The sequence below is a fragment of the Patescibacteria group bacterium genome (assembly GCA_041662665.1).
Lineage (GTDB): Bacteria > Patescibacteriota > JABMPQ01 > JABMPQ01 > JAQVVF01 > JAQVVF01.
Map to the genome: position 1 here is coordinate 224609 of JBAZSC010000002.1, position 19302 is coordinate 243910.

At 33.0% G+C, this 19302-nt stretch carries 11 protein-coding genes; 2 read left to right on the forward strand and 9 right to left on the reverse strand.

Annotated features, from left to right (window positions below):
- Positions 1-61: 61 nt before the first annotated feature.
- Positions 62-223 (reverse strand): hypothetical protein, encoded by a 162-nt coding sequence (locus WC663_04350; protein MFA6296561.1) that lies wholly within the window; start codon positions 221-223, stop codon positions 62-64.
- A 544-nt stretch (positions 224-767) separates the two neighbouring features.
- Here WC663_04350 and WC663_04355 point away from each other — a divergent pair.
- A complete protein-coding gene (locus tag WC663_04355) occupies positions 768-1925 on the forward strand; it encodes an aminotransferase class IV (GenBank protein MFA6296562.1) in 1158 nt (385 codons plus the stop codon).
- Between the two features lie 210 nt (positions 1926-2135).
- On the opposite strand, the gene WC663_04360 is transcribed toward WC663_04355, so the two are convergent.
- The 3 genes from WC663_04360 to WC663_04370 form a co-directional block, all read right to left on the reverse strand.
- The gene (locus tag WC663_04360; GenBank protein ID MFA6296563.1) at positions 2136-2483 is read right to left on the reverse strand and encodes a hypothetical protein; all 348 of its coding nucleotides are present in this window, start codon (positions 2481-2483) and stop codon (positions 2136-2138) included.
- Between the two features lie 80 nt (positions 2484-2563).
- Positions 2564-5395 carry a DNA polymerase I gene (gene polA, locus WC663_04365; GenBank protein ID MFA6296564.1) on the reverse strand — a complete coding sequence of 944 codons (2832 nt, stop codon included), beginning with the start codon at positions 5393-5395 and terminating at the stop codon, positions 2564-2566.
- Between the two features lie 146 nt (positions 5396-5541).
- Positions 5542-8226 carry a YncE family protein gene (locus tag WC663_04370; protein ID MFA6296565.1) on the reverse strand — a complete coding sequence of 895 codons (2685 nt, stop codon included), beginning with the start codon at positions 8224-8226 and terminating at the stop codon, positions 5542-5544.
- A gap of 246 nt (positions 8227-8472) precedes the next feature.
- Between WC663_04370 and WC663_04375 the strand changes: the two genes are divergently transcribed.
- Complete coding sequence (locus tag WC663_04375) at positions 8473-9648, forward strand: hypothetical protein (GenBank protein ID MFA6296566.1); 1176 nt, start codon at positions 8473-8475, stop codon at positions 9646-9648.
- 160 nt (positions 9649-9808) lie between these two features.
- On the opposite strand, the gene WC663_04380 is transcribed toward WC663_04375, so the two are convergent.
- From WC663_04380 to WC663_04400, 5 genes are all read right to left on the reverse strand, one after another.
- Entirely contained in the window at positions 9809-12199 is a 2391-nt protein-coding gene (locus tag WC663_04380) for a S8 family serine peptidase (GenBank protein MFA6296567.1), read from the reverse strand.
- A 171-nt stretch (positions 12200-12370) separates the two neighbouring features.
- A complete protein-coding gene (locus WC663_04385; GenBank protein ID MFA6296568.1) occupies positions 12371-14176 on the reverse strand; it encodes a DUF2207 domain-containing protein in 1806 nt (601 codons plus the stop codon).
- A gap of 79 nt (positions 14177-14255) precedes the next feature.
- Positions 14256-15149 (reverse strand): M48 family metallopeptidase, encoded by an 894-nt coding sequence (locus WC663_04390; protein MFA6296569.1) that lies wholly within the window; start codon positions 15147-15149, stop codon positions 14256-14258.
- Positions 15150-15252: 103 nt separating this feature from the next.
- Positions 15253-15840, reverse strand: a complete 588-nt coding sequence (locus tag WC663_04395) for a LemA family protein (GenBank protein MFA6296570.1) — start codon at positions 15838-15840, stop codon at positions 15253-15255.
- Between the two features lie 170 nt (positions 15841-16010).
- Positions 16011-19172, reverse strand: coding sequence for an FG-GAP-like repeat-containing protein (locus tag WC663_04400; GenBank protein MFA6296571.1), 3162 nt, complete (start codon positions 19170-19172; stop codon positions 16011-16013).
- Positions 19173-19302: the final 130 nt, after the last annotated feature.

Here is a 19302-nt window from a genome sequence, read left to right on the forward strand (position 1 = left end):
GAAAAAATTATCCACAAAAAAAGAGCGTCAAAACGCTCTACTCAAAAAAAGAACAAAAAGATCAGCCGAGTTGTCCGAAATTGGAATGAATCAAAGGATTAAAACGCGAACCGTACTCACGTTCAAATTGCATTTCAACATCATTCAAATCCTTTCGATTTTTGCGATACACGTAAATGAGCTTTTCATGATCAGTCATCTCATCCCATGTCTTCGTCTTCATCTTCTCTCTTCCTCCTTTTCCGCAGGCACAGACACTACAAGGAGTCGTACAATTGCAGACCATACTCATTTTCCTCCCTCCTTTTCCTCTCCTCTCTCGCAGACAAAATGAACTAATAATTATTAGCAGATTTGTGAATAATTATCAAGACATTTTGACAATCAGATGTCGGATGTCGGAAGTCGGAAGTCGGAACGTTCCGAAGTTCTGACGCTCCGACGTTCCGACGCTCCAAAACAAAAGACCACCGGCATCGGTGGCTAGTTTATTTCAAAATATAGAAACTAAACATCACACCGCTGCCTGTGGCTAATAATAATGCTAATAATCAATTCAGTTTTAAGAACATTATTTTTCATCAATTTAATTTTAGCCTACAAAAAATTTCCAGTCAATAATTTTTATCAACAACTTGTTTTCTTGTTTCGTTGTTTCTTTGTTTTCGCCGTTTCCCCTTGACTTTTCTTTTTCATACAGTGTAATATATTTAATAACAGTTTACACTCGCACCCTACAATCCCGAGGGAAACAAGGAGGAAGAGAAATGCAATACTTGTTCCAAACACCACAGCAGAATCAACCGATTCATCAGCATCCATTTGTTTGGTGCAACGGCAGATTTTATAACATTCAAGATTTCGGTTTTCCAGTTTCTAAGCATGGTTTTCATTATGGCACAACAACGTTTGGCGGAACTGGCGTTCGCAAATGTATTGATGGAAAACATCGTATTTTCAGAGCAGAAGATCATGCCCAGCGATTTCTAGATCATGCCCAAGGCTTTGGACTTAAAGTTCCTTTCTCAGCTAAAGATATTCTTAATGCTTGCGTAGAAATCAGTCGGCGAAATATGCCAAGTTTAAAAACAGAAGATCTCTATTTACGCATGGCACTTGATCCATTTGATCAATACCTTGGCGTTGGCTCTTCTGAACAAACAGATGTGGTCATTCTCGCTCAAGACTTAACCCAATACTTAAAGATTGCTGAAGGACGAACTGGCGCTTCATTGCTATTGCCAGGACAACAACTGTTTCGTAGAGGCGATGAAACTGTTGGGCTTCCTTTCTTCAAAAGTGCTATAAATTACGGACTTGGAAATATGTGGAAGCGTATTGCCCACCATTTTGGCGCAGTTGAAACTCTCGCTGCCGGACCAAGTTCAAACAGTTTGAGCGAAGCAACAGGAGCTTGCCTATTTGTTATCAAAAATGACGAAACGATTGCAACTCCTAGTCTTGATTACATGTGTCTAGATAGTATTACCAGACGAACAGTGCTTTGGATTCTTAGAACACTGAATATTTTTGTTCATGAAACTCGCATCTCCGAAATTGATGTTCTATCTGCAAAATGCGTTTTTCTTGTCGGAACTTGGGCTGGACCAGTTTTCATTGAAGAAATCCTTCATGATATCAGCACTCCAAGTATTCCAAAAGAAATTTTAACCGCTAACAATGGAAAAAATTTCTTTCAATATATTCTTGACAACCTGCATCCTACATCGTATATGTTTCCAACATCAGGCGAGCATTATGATTTTTTCAGAAAAGTTGAAAGGATTTATTGGGACATTGTTCGTTGTAATTTCTCTGCCTTGCCATCAGAATTTGTTATTCCAGAAAACTGGCACACATTGATTCCTCCTTCAGCTCCAAAAGAACCTGTAATCGATCCCGAAGATATTAAAGATTGGCCTTAATCTTTATTTATTAGCTCCTTCATCACAAAATCCACATTCCTGTGGATTTTTTAGTTGAGCAAGCATTTTTTCCGAACCGCAGTGAAGGAAAAACATGCTTGATCAAGTATCCCGCACCAAATGCCAAAATAAAAAAAGTATTATATAAAATTAAAATAATACTTTTTAAAATCCTAAAAACAAAGAATTCTATTTCATTTGGTGTGGGATTTATTTCTTTTCTTTATATTGATTAATTGTCCAAAAAGGACTAGTTGGAATAATTGCTTCAAAATCACCTTCAACATAATACCACTTTTTCTTTTCAATCAAAATCATATCGCCAGATTTGAATTTGAATATTTTATTATCCAAAAAAAATTTTCCTTTTCCTTTTAAAATATAATACATTTCATCAACCTTTTCATTCATCGCTAAACCAAACTTTGGATATCTTTTTTTTATTTTCACAACACATAAACTCAAATTCCTATTTCCACCATATTCATAAATTACACAATTTGGCTTTTTAATTTTTTCTGCCTTATTTTTAGAAACCAACATATTAGCGATTTGCATATTCGTATCATTTGCATTATTTGTATATTCGTATTATATTTCACAAAGTTTTCAAAACTTAACGTGAAATATCAATTAGTCTATTCTTTTAAATCCCCCCAGTTTTTACCGATTCCAATATCAACAACCAAAGGCACTTCTAACTTATAAATATTTTCCATTACATCTTTAACTTTTTTCAACACTTCATCAACTTTATTTTCTTTAACCTCAAAAACCAATTCATCATGCACTTGAAGTATCATCCTAACATCATTTGCAGACATTAGAGATTTATTAGAGAAATCCGATTCGAGAAGGATTCGAGATATTTCTATCATAGCCATTTTAATAATATCAGCCGCAGTACCTTGTATTGGCATGTTAATCGCCATCCTCTCTCCCGCCATTTTAACCCTAAATGCAGATCCATCTTTTAATTCTGGCAAATATCTGCGTCTTCCAAATAATGTTTCCACATATCCATTTATTCTTGCAAAATCCAATGTCTGTTTCATATAAACAGCAATTGTTGGAAATTGCGCAAAATATTCGTTGATAAATGTTTGCGCTTCTTCTCTTGGAATTCCTAATGACAATGACAGACCATGTGCTGACATTCCATACATAATTCCAAAATTAATTGTCTTAGCAACTCTTCTTTCTTTGTCCGAAATCTTATCCAAATCTTTTTTAAAAATTTTTGACGCAGTTGCAGTATGAATATCCTGTCCTTCTTCAAAAGCTTTGATCATATTCACATCGCCTGAAACATGCGCCATTATTCTCAATTCAATTTGTGAATAATCAGCTGCCAATAATTTATAGCCTTTTTCAGCAATAAATGCTTTTCTTATTTGCTGACCGACATCAGTTTTAATTGGAATATTTTGCAAATTCGGATCAGAAGAAGACAATCTGCCTGTTGCCGTAATTGTCTGGTTAAAACTCGTATGCACTCGATCATCAGAATTTACTAATTCAGGTAAAGCATCCAAATAAGTGCTTTTTAATTTTGATAATTCTCGATGCTCTTCAATTAGACCAATAATTGGATGAACTTGTCTTAATTTTTCCAATTCTGATGCAGCTGTCGAAAATCCAGTTTTTATTTTTTTAATTTCTAAAGTCGATAATTTTAATTTATCAAATAACACTTCTTTCAATTGCAAAGTTGATCGCACATTAAAACGACAGCCTGCCATTTTATAAATTTCTGTTTCTAATCCTAATATTCTTTCGCCAAATTCTTTAGATAATTTTTTCAAAAAAGGAACATCAATTTTGATTCCATTATCTTCCATTTCTGACAACACAGGAACTAAAGGAATTTCAATTTTTTCTAAAACTTCAGTTAATTTTTTTTCATTTTTTAATTTTTCGCTAAATTTCTTAAACAACCTAAAAGTAAAATCAACATCTTCACAAGAATACCAAGCTAATTTTTTTGGATCAACTTCCAAAATATCTTTTTTTATTTTTTTCTTACTGCCATTTAAATCTTCAAAAAAAGCTGGACCAACTAATTCATCAAAACTCATCATTTCATAACCAAATTCTGAAAATGCCAAATCATCCAAGCTATGTTTTCTTGTTCCTGGATTCAAAACATATGATGCAAGCATTGTGTCAAAGCTAGCATTTTTTACTTTAATGCCAAAATTTTCCATTACTAACAAATCATATTTTAAATTCTGGCAGATTTTTCTATATTTAGAATCTTCTAAAACTTTTTTTAATTCATCAAATTTTAATCTTGAATTAAACACTTGAATATAATAAGCAATTTTTTCTTGCCAACAAAGACTTATTCCAACTAATTCTGCTTCAAATGCTGCCTTGCTTGTTGTCTCAGTATCAAAAGCAAATTCTTTTTGCGATTTTAAATCATTAACTAATTTATCTAATTCTTGTTGTGTTTCAATTAATTTATAATCAACATTTTTATTCTTATTCCATTCTTCCATATAAAAATTTTCATTTTTTTTCAAATCAAATAATCCAACTTGTTTTTCTTCTTTTTTGCTTTCTGGTAATCTGTTTAATAAGCTTCTGAATCCTAATTCTTGAAATAATTTAATTACTTTTTCTCGATCATAATCTTTCAAATCACATTTATTCAAATCAAAATCAAAATTAATGTCTGTAATTATTCTCGCCAATCTTTGCGATAAAAAAGCATCTTTTTTATATTCTAATAAAAGTTTTTTAATTCGTTCCGGCATTTCTTTACCAATTTCTAATTTCCAATTTCCAATATTTCCTTTTTCCAAATCAACATACAATTTCTCAAGATTGCCAAAACTTTTAAGCAGATTAACTGCCGTTTTCTCGCCAATCCCTTTGACTCCAGGAATATTATCGCTTGGATCGCCTCGCAATGCTTTATAATCAACTAATTGATCTGGCTTTAATCCATATTTTGCAATTACCTCTTTTTTGCCAAACAAAATTGTATCATTAACTCCTTTTTTCAAAGTATAGACTCTAGTATTGTCATCAACTAATTGCATTGCATCCATATCACCAGTTACAATAATGCTTTTGATATTTAATTCTTTTGCTTTTTCTTTCAAAGTCCCTAAAATGTCATCAGCTTCATAACCAGCAATTTCAAAATGAGGAATATTCAATGCTTCCACAACTTCACGAACTTTTGGAAATTGACGATATAATTCTTTATCGCCAGCTGGTCTTGTTGCCTTATATTCCGTAAAAATTTTATGCCTGAATGTTGGCGCTTTTTTATCAAAAGCAACGACAATATAACCAGGCTTTAATTCTTTTATTGCTCTAAACAAAACAGATGAAAAACCAAAAACAGCATTAACTAATTCGCCATTTGGAGTAGTCAAAGGCGGTATCGCATGATAGGCGCGATGTATTAATGCATTTCCATCAATCAATAAAATAATTTTATCTTTTCTTGGCATTTATAATTATTTAATTTTACCTAAAGTATAGCAAAATCCAAACAAAAAAAATAGAGACAAAAAAAAGACGGATTTATTCACCGAAGTCTCCCCAAAAGGGAGACGAAGGTGAACTTTTTCAAATCCGTCTTTAACCTTACAAAATGTTAATCTATGGCCCGATATTTCGCAATATTATTAAAATCCAATCCTCCTGAACCAGTAAATTTTCCACCCATAAATAGATAACCATCATAAGAAATCATAGCATTAACAACAGGAATTCTGTTGTCATCTCTCCATAAGCCATAACCAACTGAAGACCAAGAACTATCCCAACCATAACTACTATTCCAACTCATAATACCATTCTCTGCTCCTTCAAAAACACCATGACTAAAATGAGCAGTATTCATATCTCCACCTACATAAAGTTTATGACCATATCCCTCAAAACAACTAACTGATCCAGTAACACTTAAATAGAATGGACCTCTTATTTCTTGAAAATTATGACCATCAAACTCATTGATATCAAAATATCTATATCCACCTGGTTCTGATCTAGTTATATAAAGCTTACCATTCCAAGATTTTAAAACTATATTATATCGTACATAAACGTGTGCATCTGGAAGTGTAAAATTTGTAACATTCTGACCATCCCATTTAAAAACGTATGGTTCAAAAGCATCATATGGAAAAATATTGGATATAAAATTTTCAGCTATATATAATTGATTATTATAAGTTTCTAAAGAAGTTATATCTCCACAACCATAAGAAGGAAAATTTGTAGAAGAACTTAAACCAACAACTCTAAAAAATTCATTATCCCATCTATACAAATTGCTGTTACATGGATCATGCTCGCTTGTTACTACATCAAGTTCATTATTATAGACCTCCATTTCGTTAATCGTATATATATTATCCGGCAAATCTAAAGTCGAGTTTCTACTAACAACACCACTCCATCTACCATTCCACTTAGCAAGATGATTAACAGAAATACCACTGCCAGCTTCCGTAAATTTACCACCAACATATAGATCACCGTCATATACTTGTAAAGAATCTACCCGATCATTTACTCCGACACGTCTTGCATTACCTACTGCAGTCCAAGATGTCCCATCCCATCTAGCAATATTATTCATTCTTACTCCACCAATTGATGTAAACTTTCCACCAGCATAAAGATCGCCATCATAAACTGCAAAAGCATTTACTTGACTATCTGCGCCACCTATTCCTTCTCCAACACCGCTATATCCTGAATCAATAATTGCAAAATTAGCTTCATTCGGTAAATTTGTCAATACTGAATTTTTCGATTTTTTCGTAAACTCAAAACTTATCGTATTATTCTCAACGCTATGATTTAAAACAACATCTGTCCAAATACTTGTCACAGGTGTCCAAAACCATTTTCCATCATTTCCAATAACTTTTGCAACTAAAAGTAATTCATCTTCCTTTACTTTACCACCTTTTTTCTTAGCTTCTTTCTTCATCGCCTTTAACTCATTGTCTGTATATTGCACAGTCACCTTTATCTTGTAATTCTGCTTTTTAGTCTTCGCCTTATACTTTTTAAGATTAGTATTCAATTTCCAAACTTTCTTCATCGCCGTCTTCTTGACTTTCGTAATTCCTTTTGGATATTTTGTATTCTTTTTCCATTTCATGTAATATTTGCTGCCTTTTGTTAATTTAGTTGGCAATTTCTTAAAATACAATTTTAAATCTTGACCTTCTATTGTTTGCTTCTTTAATGCTTTCTTTAATTTAACTCTCTTTCCATCAACTAGATTCTGTTGTTGTATCTCAACTGTTGTTGGCTCTGGAGTTGGTGTCGCTGGAGTTGGTGTCACAAAATTGTAAAATGAAACTGGCCCATTACCTACAGCAATAGTATTTAGTAAGGCACCTGTTGATGAATTAATTTCATACACTTTGTTACCTGCATAATCAACTACTAATAATCCATCTTCTGTAGAATTAAAATCAATTCCCATTGGCATTGTTCCTATAGTAAAAGTTGATATTACTGATCTAATACTCGTATCAACAACTGATATTGAACCAGATAACAAATTAGCCACATAAAGACGTGTTCCATCTTCATTGATCGCCATTGAATATGGATTTTTTCCTACCGCAATACTTCCTGAAACTGTATCTGTCGCCACATCAATCACTGACACTGTACCATCTGCACCGCCATATGTATTAGAAATATAAACCTTGTCTCCTACTGGACTAATTATTACTCCTACTGGATCTACTCCTACTGACACATCTTTTGTAATTGTATTTGCATCATTAACTAAATTAACTATTCTCACTCTATCATTATTACTATCCACTACATATGCTTTGCTATTATCCAAAGAAATTGCAATTCCTCCAACTTCATCTCCTATTGAAATTGTACCAATAGCTGTATCGCTAGTCATATCAATTACATAAACATTATCACTATCTTGATTACCAACATATAGCCGAGTACCAGCGCTATTGCCTGCTAAAAAATTTGGATGAGTACCAACTGTTATGTTATTAATGAGCGTTTGAGACGCAACATCAATTACTGAAACATTGCTGCTTTCATAATTACTGATGTATGCTTTTGTTCCAGCAGGATTGATTGCCACACCATGAGGTGCAGTACCAACTCCTATTGTCTTAATTACTGTAGAAGAAGCTTCATCAATTACTGAAACTGTGTTATCAAGAGAATTTGCAATATATGCAAATGGCGCTGCGAAAATTGGTTTTGTAAATCCCAAAGCTCCCAATACCAAAAACATTAGGCAAAACAAAACCATTTGTAAACGTTTTCTCATAGATTTTTTAATTTTATTTTATTATATAAAAATTTTTTGATAGTTTTCTTTACTGTTAATCTAACATTTAAACGCCCCCCCCCCGCAAGGAAGTTATGCACAGAACAAAAACAATGGAATATCTCTTTTACTTTACGAACTTTACAAACTTTAAGAACTTTATGAACTAAAAGAGTTGCCAAACAAAACAAATTATGTTATTCTCTTTTAGCACCTTCAAAACCCCCAAGCAAGGAGGAGAAAGAGATGGCCGAACTACCACGCGAATTTGTTACTAGCAAAGAACTGCTCAAAGAATCGGTTCAAGACCTCGCTGTCAATAAATTTGAATTTGACTTGAGAAAAGCTGAATACGATGCGCTCATGGATCAAGTAAATGGACAAGTTAGATCAGTCAAAATAGTTTATGACATGGCTAAGGATGCATATGATCAGACCGAACAAGCTCGAGCTGCTGCTTTTGAAACTTTCAAGTCCACAGAAAAAAGTGATCCACAATATCTGCAAGTAAAGGCTTTACTTGATCAAGCAAGAACTGCCAAAACGCAGGCTGAAAATACAAAGAAGCAAGCTCATGATCAACTCAATGCAGCCAGAAAACCATTTGCCGAAAGAATTGCCACTTCAAGATCGACCAAAGAAGAAGCTTATGTAGCTTACAGCGATGCCAAAGATGTTTTTGAACGTGTTGTCGAAACATTCCAGGCAATCTGCCAAAAGTATTTCAAAGACGGAGAAGCTCGCGCCATTTTCGATGAAGAAATGCGCAAGCTCGCCATGGAAATCCTGTCAGCCAGAAGAAAAATCCATAGCGAAGAAGCTTGGCTTGATATCACTCTTGATATCATGCGTGATTTCGTCTCAACAAACAAGATTGGCTTTACTTCTGGAGATCTAGCAACGGAAAATGGCTATCCCCTCTGGATTGACCTCGCCGAAAGCGTCATGGTCGTTCTAGAAGCTAACCCACGTTATACTGTTCCAAAGAACCGACTCATTGACTTAATTGGTCAAGATGCCTTCTTGAGTTTGATTGATAAAGTCGCACATCAAACAGTTGAGAAAGCAATCAAAGCTGGCAGTCTTACCAATACAAAAACTGGCAAACCAATGACTCTTGAAGAGCTAGAAGAAATCACGATCACCGATTTACAAACGCCTCGCGTCAAAATTAATCCTCTAGGCTTAGTCAGAATGGCTGACCTAGAACATCTGGTCTCGCCTGAATTCTTGAAGACAACTTTGCAAGATGCTGAAAAGCAAGGCAATATGCCGGAAGGAACGGCAGAAGAACTTGGAAAACAAGGCAAATACACAATCAATGACATTTTGGCTGATGGCGTCGGACTTGTCACTACCAAAGTTCTTGGCGAAAAAAGGGCAAACGCACTTTTCGGTATGCTTGAAAAGCTTCGCCGATAACAACGCATTTTATGCGTTTTTTTTATTTCAAAAAAGTAGGGACACAATATTTTGTGTCCCTACAAATGTCAGCGTAATATCAGCGCCTGCCTGCCGATAGACAGGTTAGAAATCAGCGATTAAAAATTTTGCAATCCAAAATTTTTAATATCAGCGCTTGTCATTTTACAAAAATTAATTTCGACCTAAACAATGAATAATTGGAAGCATCATCAAAAGCGAAGATTGAATAATAATAAACCTTATTCTTGCTAACACTCTTATCTGCAGCTTTTCTCAAATTTGAATTTCCAACTTTTTCTCCAATCCCTCTATAAATTTTATCTCCTTGTTTTGGCAAAACCGGAAAACCATTCTCGCTCCTTTTTATCAAAACTCCTGAAAAATCACTGTTAATTGGATTTTTCCAAGTAATTCTTACTTTGCCATCAACTTGTGCCAACTTAAGTTTACGAACAGGTGTTGGCGGTATGGAATCAGAACCTTTCTTTTTCATAGGCTTTGCTTTTGCAAAAGAAGCTTCAGAATAATTATTATTCGTATCATATGCAAAAGCAACATAATAATAAGTTTGCTTATTTTCTAATCCATTATCAGTCACACTTGATTTCAAACCTTGGGAAACCAAATGACCATCAGTTTTATTTATCGGATATCCGCCTGTTTTTCTTCTTATTATAATTCCTGCCAAATCAACATCATCAGGATTTGTCCAATATAATGTCACTGATTTACTTCCTGCTTTAGCTGTAAAATTATCAACTTTTGCCGGTGGTGTAATATCATTAGTAGTAATAAATTCTATATTGGTATTTCCTAAAGATTGTCCATTAACCGATGCCTCAACTCTAGCTGTTCCAGCCAAAGAAGAAGTCAAATCAACACTTAACTGTCCTAAACTATTTGTATATCCAGAAGTTTTGCTTAAGGTTCCAAAATTTGTTGTTAATATTACTTTTTTACCAGCAACTACTACATTATAAACGTTTTTAACAGTCACAGTAATTGATGCCGAACTATTGACACTGACTCTTGTTGGTAAAGCGCTAATTGTTGAAAAATCTGAACTTAAAGATACTGGAGCTGCTAATACTGCTTGTTCGGCATTAATTCTTCCATAACCATAATAAATATCAAAACCAGTTGCTCCTTTGTCATCAGCATAATTCTTAATATTATTTTCTATCTCTTGATTTGACATTGTTGGATGAGCTGCCAAAATTAATGCTGCTAAACCTGCAACATGCGGAGTTGCCATTGAAGTTCCAGAAGCAATTGTATAATTTGATCCAACAACAGAGCCCATTGTTGTTCCTGATGCACGTAATGATAAAATATTTACACCTGGCGCTGCAACATCGACTTCATCTCCATAATTCGAAAAACTCGCTTTTGTTTCATTATAATCAACTGCGGAAACAGTCAAAACATTATCCATTCCTGCTGGCTGAAAATAAGAAGCGTCCCAATTGCTATTTCCAGCTGCTGCCACAAATATTGCACCATTAGAATAAGCATAATTAATTGCATCTTGCAAACCTTGAGATGATCCATACCCGCCCCAAGAATTTGATAAAATTTGTGCACCATTATCAACAGAATATTGTATCGCTAAAATTGCATCAGAATAATATCCAGAACCTGAAGAATTTAAAAATTTTACTGGCATAATTTTTGATGACCAAGATACTCCAGCAACTCCAACTTCATTATTTGTAACAGCAGCAATAGTTCCAGAACAATGCGTCCCATGACCATAATCATCAATTGGATCAGCATCATTATTTACAAAATCATAACCACGATAATCATCAATATAACCATTATTATCATCATCAATTCCGTTATTTGAAATTTCATCAGTATTAATCCACACATTATCAGCAATATCAGAATGGTTATAATCAAGTCCGGTATCAATTACTGCAACTGTTACATTACTACTTCCAATTGTCTGGTTCCAGGCATTTCCTGCAGAAATATTATAAAGTCCATACATATCAAAAAAATCTTGTCCCCATGATCCAAAAGAAGAATAATATGGATCATTCGGAGTTAACATAATTTCTGTTTTATAATTTGGTTCAGCATACAAAACATTACTATTAGCATTATATTGATTTACTGCATCAGTAATATTTGTTTTCTTAGGAAAAACTATCTTATATAAATTTTTTAAATTTACACTTTTTACTCCTTTTGGTTTTACAATCGAAACGCTTCCAGATTCCGAAATATTTTTATTTTTTGTTTTATATAATTTAACAATTTTTTCTACGCCGATTTTTGAATTTAGTTTTTTAATAGATTCATCCTTAACCTTTTTCGGTGATATGCTAACATTTCCTAATTCAATAGCATTTTTAGCAAAAATATTTTTCTTAAATTTCACAATTAATTCACCTTTTTTATAGCTTGCTTTATTTATTGAATTAATTTTTACTAAATTATCTTCATTTTGACCAAATACTATTGGTTTATCAGCCAACAAAATACTAACACACAAAATAAAGACTGCACCGAATAAAAACACTAAATACTTTTTTTTCATTTTTATTTTTGATAAATTTTTTAAGTACTTTAATTATAACATAAAATAGTTAACCACAAATTATTTTTAGTAATTTTTAATTTTGATTATTTATAAAATTTTGTTATTTTGCCCGCCTGCATCGCTATGCGAAGCATTACGGGCAGGTTATTTTTCATTTTGTTATTTTTATCATCCCGCTCCTCCTGATCCGCCTCCACCTCCACCACCAGCTCCTCCGCCACCTCCGCCACCGCCACCAAAACCAGATCCGGAAGATTGTACAGATGCCATCACAGAATGGACATCAGATGACATTGAAGAAATATTATTAACGAATGTTGATGTCGAAAAAGCCATGTCTGATGCCATTTGCCCATGCATCAATGCCATTCCAGAATATGCATAATATGGCATATACCAATTTGGCGGTTCTTTATAAATATCTGAAAATCTATTTGCCCATTCTTTTTCAACTTTCAATACCATTGCATAAGGCAAGAATTTTTCAAATTTTTTCAAATCAACTTGGCCCAATCTAAAACGTTCTGCAGTATACAAATAATCTCTAAAACCAATTATCTCTTCTAAAACTTTCATGCCTTCTTCTGTTCTTTTTGGCATCGCTCCTGAAATAATTATTGTTAAAATACCAGAACAAAATAATCCATAACTTAGCCAACCCACTGAAATAAATCTTAAAGGAAAAAATATTAAAATAAAAGATACAATCAACAATCCAATTCCAAAACCAAAATATAATCCACGAATAACATTTGGACTTTGCTTAAAATAGCCTTTCATTTTTAAATCTCGATAAATCGTTGCTTTTGTACTTGCTAAAACATCAGAAAATTTATACTTCAGATCTTCTGTTGTTACTTTTTTGTTATCGCCTGCTTCAACACTAAACATCTCTTTCAAAAATTCTTTTTCGTAAACTGCTAATTTGGAATCCGCCTCTTTTAATTTTGTAAATTCATATTTTCCTTTTTTATATTCTTTGATACTAATATAACCCAAAACTGCTAAATTAATAAAAATTGCATTAACATCGCGTGTCTGCACTTTTTCATCATACAAAGCACCCATTAAAGATGGCGACATATTTTTTGGCGGTTCATATCTCGCAAAAATTGCCTTCATTTTTCGATCTCTTCCATGTGTTAGCCAAACTAAAAATAATATCAAAGCAAAAAGAAAAGGCATAATAATACCAAAAACAGTTGTTGTATTCCTTCCAACCTTCCACCATCTAATTGCTCGAGTAATAACGCCTCTTGGCCAACCTGCAACAATTGTAAAATTATCGCCTGGATATAGAACTCCATTTTCAAAAACCATTGTCTTGCCATCAACTATTTCTGATTTTTCCGCAGATTTTTTAGAACCAGAAAATCCAATATAGCTAGCAATTTTCAAATCATTCTTATTAACTTCTTTTGGCAAATGAATAGTCGCTTTTGTCTGATTAATATTTACATCCCTATTTTGAGGAACCACATTCCAAAATATTTCATCCCAAGTTTTATAATATCCTAATCCTCCTGTTACAGTATATTTTATTTTCCAAGTATAAGTCTTATCATACAAATCTTCAAAATTTATTTTTATCTTTTTTTCTCCGCTTTCATTATAAATCTCTAAAGCATTTGACGGCCAAGGGTTTCCATCTTCCCCAAAAACTTCAATATTTTTTATACTATCTAAATCTTTATAAGCAATGCCTCGAAAAACATAATGCCAAGGTCCGCCAGTAAATTTAAAAGTTTCATTTTCTTCTACTGTAAAAGTAGAATCAGGATTTATGAAAATATCAACATCAAAATTATCATAGACATAACTTTTTGCTACTGGAATATCATTCAAATCAATATTTAAATTTAAATCATTGATATTAAAATTATCCTGAGCAAAAACAGGCCAAGAAAACAGAAAACAGAAAACAGAAAACAGTAATAAAATTCCTAATTTATTTTTTTTTATTTTGTTTTTCATTTAACAGACTTTAAAAACTTTATAACTTTAGAAACTTTATAACTCCGTGATAAAAAATCTATATCATTAATTTATAAATTTATTTTTTCATCTGCAGTAAAGCATCAATTCTCTCTTGAACCGGCGGATGAGTTGAAAACATTTTATTTATAAAACCAGATTTTTTAAATGGATTAACAATAAATAAATGCGCAGTTGCATGATTTGCGCTTCGTAATGGATTTGGATCGCCAGAAATTTTTTGTAATGCTGATGCCAATCCTTCTGGATAGCGTGTTAATAAAGCGCCATCAGCATCAGCCAAAAATTCTCTTTTTCTTGAAATTGCTAGTTGAATCAAAATTGCCGCCAATGGTGCAAGCAAAGATAATATTAATGCTACAATTGCTAAAATTGCGCCAAACTGATTATTCTCATTATCTCTTCTGCCTCCACCAAACCAAGTCCAATGCCTAAATAAATCCGCTAACAAAGTTACAATACCTACCAAAACGACAATAACTGTTGATAATAAAATATCTCTATTTCCTACATGAGACAGCTCATGAGCCAATACTCCTTCTAATTCCATTTTGTCTAATTTATCTAACAATCCGGAAGTAACGCAAATTACTGCATGATTAGGATCTCTGCCAGTTGCAAAAGCATTCATTGAAGCATCTTCGATAATATAAATTTTTGGTTGTGGCAAACCAGCCGTAATACACAAATTTTCTACCAGATGATAAAGTTGAATATTATTTTCATGAGTTACAGGCTTTGCATGATTCATTGCTAGTACTAATTTATCAGACCACCAATAACTTCCAAAACTCATAAATATCGCGAGCAAAACCGCCAAAAATAAAACAAAAAAAGAATTCATTACATAACTAAAAATAAAACCAAGTGCAATAATAAATAAACAAAATATGGTTATATAAAGCCAAGTCTTCCAAATATTTTTGCTCTTCTCAGTATACAAAGTCGCCATAAAATTTACCAATTTTACTATTTTTATCAATTTTACTATTATCTACGTATCTGTATCTGTGTATCTGTGTCACATCCGTTCTAAATCTGTGTAAAATCTGTGGTTAAAACTTGACTTCCACATTTTTCTTTTCTACTTCATTCTCTATCTCAAAAAATGCAGCCGGTTTAAACGCAAACATGTTAGCAATAACATTTGTTGGAAATACTTCTTGTTTCGTATTAAAATCTCTAACATTGCCATTGTAAAATCTTCTTGAAGCTTGGATTTTATCTTCTGTATCAGCTAATTGTTGTTGTAAATCCAAAAAATTCTGATTCGCTTTTAAATCTGGATAAGCTTCAGCTACTGCAAACAAAGATTTCAATGCGCCTGATAACATATTTTCTGCTTTTGCTGAACCTGCAATATCACCAGCTTTTTCTGCATTCAATGCGTTAGCCCTTGCCTGTGTAACTTTTTCAAAAACTCCTTTTTCATGAGTTGCATATCCTTTGACAGTATTTACCAAATTTGGAATCAAATCATATCTTCTTTTTAATTGAACATCAATATCACTCCACGCTTCTTGCGTTCGATTACGCAATGTAATTAATCCATTATACGCTGCAATTACCCAAATAATTGCGATTGCAAGAATTGCAATCAACACCCACACAAAAATCATCATAATTTTGCCTTTGTCCGCCATAGTCCAAAGACGAAGGCGGATTTTATTAATTATTAGTAAAAACTTAAATATATTATACCAATATTTTATGATTCAGCCAAACCAAAAAAGGGCATCACGCCCTTTTTAAAAAGTTATTAGCAAAATTAGCAAACTATTCGCAAATATTTGCAAATGATTAGCGATTGTTTTTATTCAAAAAAGAAATCTTGGCTATCAGCTGTTTCTAGATTAGTTAAATTAGATAATGCATTCTTCTCTGCAATGACGAATTTAATCTTTTTCAAAGTTCTGAAGTAAAACATTGGAGCAAATGGTCTGTTTTTAGTTTTAACATCTAACGGATTAGGAATTGGATTTTTAGGAGGTTTGACTAAATAATTTCTAATCTTGAATTTCAAAGTATGAGTTGTCTTGTTTTGATAAATTCTAAATGGTCCTCGCCATATTCCATCTCGATCTTTAATAAATAATCTTAGATTCTTTTCTTTAATATTAGTCTTATTTAATTTTGTTTTTGAATACCGAACTGAAATCTTAAAATTAATATGCTTGTTTACTTTTTTTGAATAATCTTTTTTTACTGTACCAATATTTGATAAAAGTTTTAAATAACCTTGATAACTATTCTTTCTAGTAAAACCATTTAGATATGATTTCTTATTCCTAATGAGCTTAATATAAAGTTTTTTAATTGCCTTTCTTTTTGGAAGTTTATAGAAAAAAACATCTGAATTAACTTCTTGACTGCAATAAATTTGATTTAAAACTGCGTTTTTTAGATTGATTCTTTTGTAAAAAGATAAACAAGTTGGAGCATTAGCCGTTCCTTGACCAGCCAAAGTCACAATTACTGAATTTTCATCTGAATCATTGGAAGGAATATCAAAACTAGAATTAAAATTAGAAAGAGAGGTTGGAGCAAATCTAATTGTAAGAATACATTCTGCTGCAGGAACTAAAGTTTGATTTGAACAGTTATCAGTTTGAATGTTAAAAGGAACAGATGGAGAAGAAATTGAACCGATTATTAGATTATTTGTCCCATCATTTTTTACAATTACTGTTTGATCTGATGTTTGACCAATTTGAACTTGACTAAAATCAATAGAAAGAGGCGTGACAGTGATATCTGGCAAAGAATTATTGAAAAGAATCGAAACGCAACTACCAACATAATCTGCTGTTGCTAAATCCATGTCATTATCATTATCAAAGTCAGCAGAAAAGACTGATACAGGTCTACGATTAGTACCGTAGTTACCTGCTGCTGCAAAAGTGCCATCGCCATCATTTAGAAGAATCGAGACATTATCAGAATTATAATTTGCTGTTGCTAAATCCATGTCATTATCATTATCAAAATCAGCAGAAAAAACTGACTCAGGATTCTCGCCAACAGTATAATCAACTGCTGCTGCAAAAGTGCCATCGCCATCATTTAGAAGAATTGAGACATTATCAGAACGATCATTTGCTACTGCTAAATCCATGTCATTATCATTATCAAAGTCAGCAGAAAAAACTGAATAAGGACCATCGCCAGCAGCATAATTAACTGCTGCTGCAAAAGTGCCATCACCATCATTTAGAAGAATTGAAACATTATCGGAACCATAATTTGCTACTGCTAAATCCATGTCATTATCACTATCAAAGTCAGCAGAAAAAACTGAAATAGAACCATCGCCAGCAGCATAATTAACTGCTGCTGCAAAAGTGCCATCGCCATCATTTAGAAAAATTGAGACATTATCGGAATAATAATTTGCTACTGCCAAATCCATGTCATTATCACTATCAAAGTCAGCAGAAAAAACTGAATAAGAACCATCGCCAGCAGCATAATTAACTGCTGCTGCAAAAGTGCCATCACCATCATTTAGAAGAATTGAGACATTATCGGAACCATTATTTGCTGTTGCTAAATCCATGTCATTATCATTATCAAAATCAGCAGAAAAAACTGAATAAGGACCATCGCCAGCAGCATAATTAACTGCTGCTGCAAAAGTGCCATCGCCATCATTTAGAAAAATTGAGACATTATTGCCCCAATTATTTGCTGTTGCTAAATCCATGTCATTATCATTATCAAAATCAGCAGAAAAAACTGAATAAGGACCATCGTCAACAGCATAATTAACTGCTGATACAAAAGTGCCGTTGCCATTGTTTGGAAGAATTGAAACATTGTCGGCACTATTATTTGCTACTGCTAAATCCATGTTATTATCATTATCAAAGTCAGCAGAAAAAACTGAATATGGATAAGAACCAGCAGCATAATTAACTGCTGCTGCAAAAGTGCCATCGCCATCATTTAGAAGAATTGAGACATTGTGAGAATTAGAATTTGCTACTGCCAAATCCATGTCATTATCATTATCAAAGTCAGCAGAAAAAACTGAATAAGGACCATCGCCAGCAGCATAATTAACTGCTGCTGCAAAAGTGCCATCGCCATCATTTAGAAAAATTGAAACATTATCGGAACCATAATTTGCTGTTGCTAAATCCATGTCATTATCATTATCAAAATCAGCAGAAAAAACTGAATAAGGACCATCGCCAGCAGCATAATTAACTGCTGCTGCAAAAGTGCCATCGCCATCATTTAGAAGAATTGAGACATTATCGGAATTAGAATTTGCTGTTGCTAAATCCATGTCATTATCATTATCAAAGTCAGCAGAAAAAACTGAATGAGGACTATCGCCAGCAGCATAATTAACTGCTGCTGCAAAAGTGCCATCGCCATCATTTAGAAGAATTGAAACATTATCGGAATTAGAATTTGCTACTGCTAAATCCATGTCATTATCATTATCAAAGTCAGCAGAAAAAACTGAATATGGATAAGAACCAACAGTATAATTAACTGCTGCTGCAAAAGTGCCATCGCCATCATTTAAAAGAATTGAAACATTATCGGAATAATAATTTGCTACTGCTAAATCCATGTCATTATCATTATCAAAGTCAGCAGAAAAAACTGAATTAGGATAAGAACCAACAGTATAATTAACTGCTGCTGCAAAAGTGCCATCGCCATCATTTAGAAGAATTGAAACATTGTCGGAACCATCATTTGCTACTGCTAAATCCATGTCATTATCATTATCAAAATCAGCAGAAAAAACTGACTCAGGATATAAATCAGTAGCATAATCTATCCTTGACTCGAATAAGGGTGAAAAGGCTTGAACTGAATTAGCGCCAAGAAAAAAACAAAAAACAAAAAAAAGACTCAACAGAATCTTGTATTTTGAAATACCAATAAAATTTACTTTTCCATTAAGCTCCCCTCCCCTTATTGGATTTTTTGATTGTTTTGATGTTGATAAAAACATATTTTTGTTTTAAATTATTTTTTTAAGTAATTTAATTATAACACAAAAGTAGAAGAAGTGAGTTATCCACAAATAAACAAGCAGAAATACAAGACATCGGCATTAGAAATTTTGGATTGCAAAATTTTTA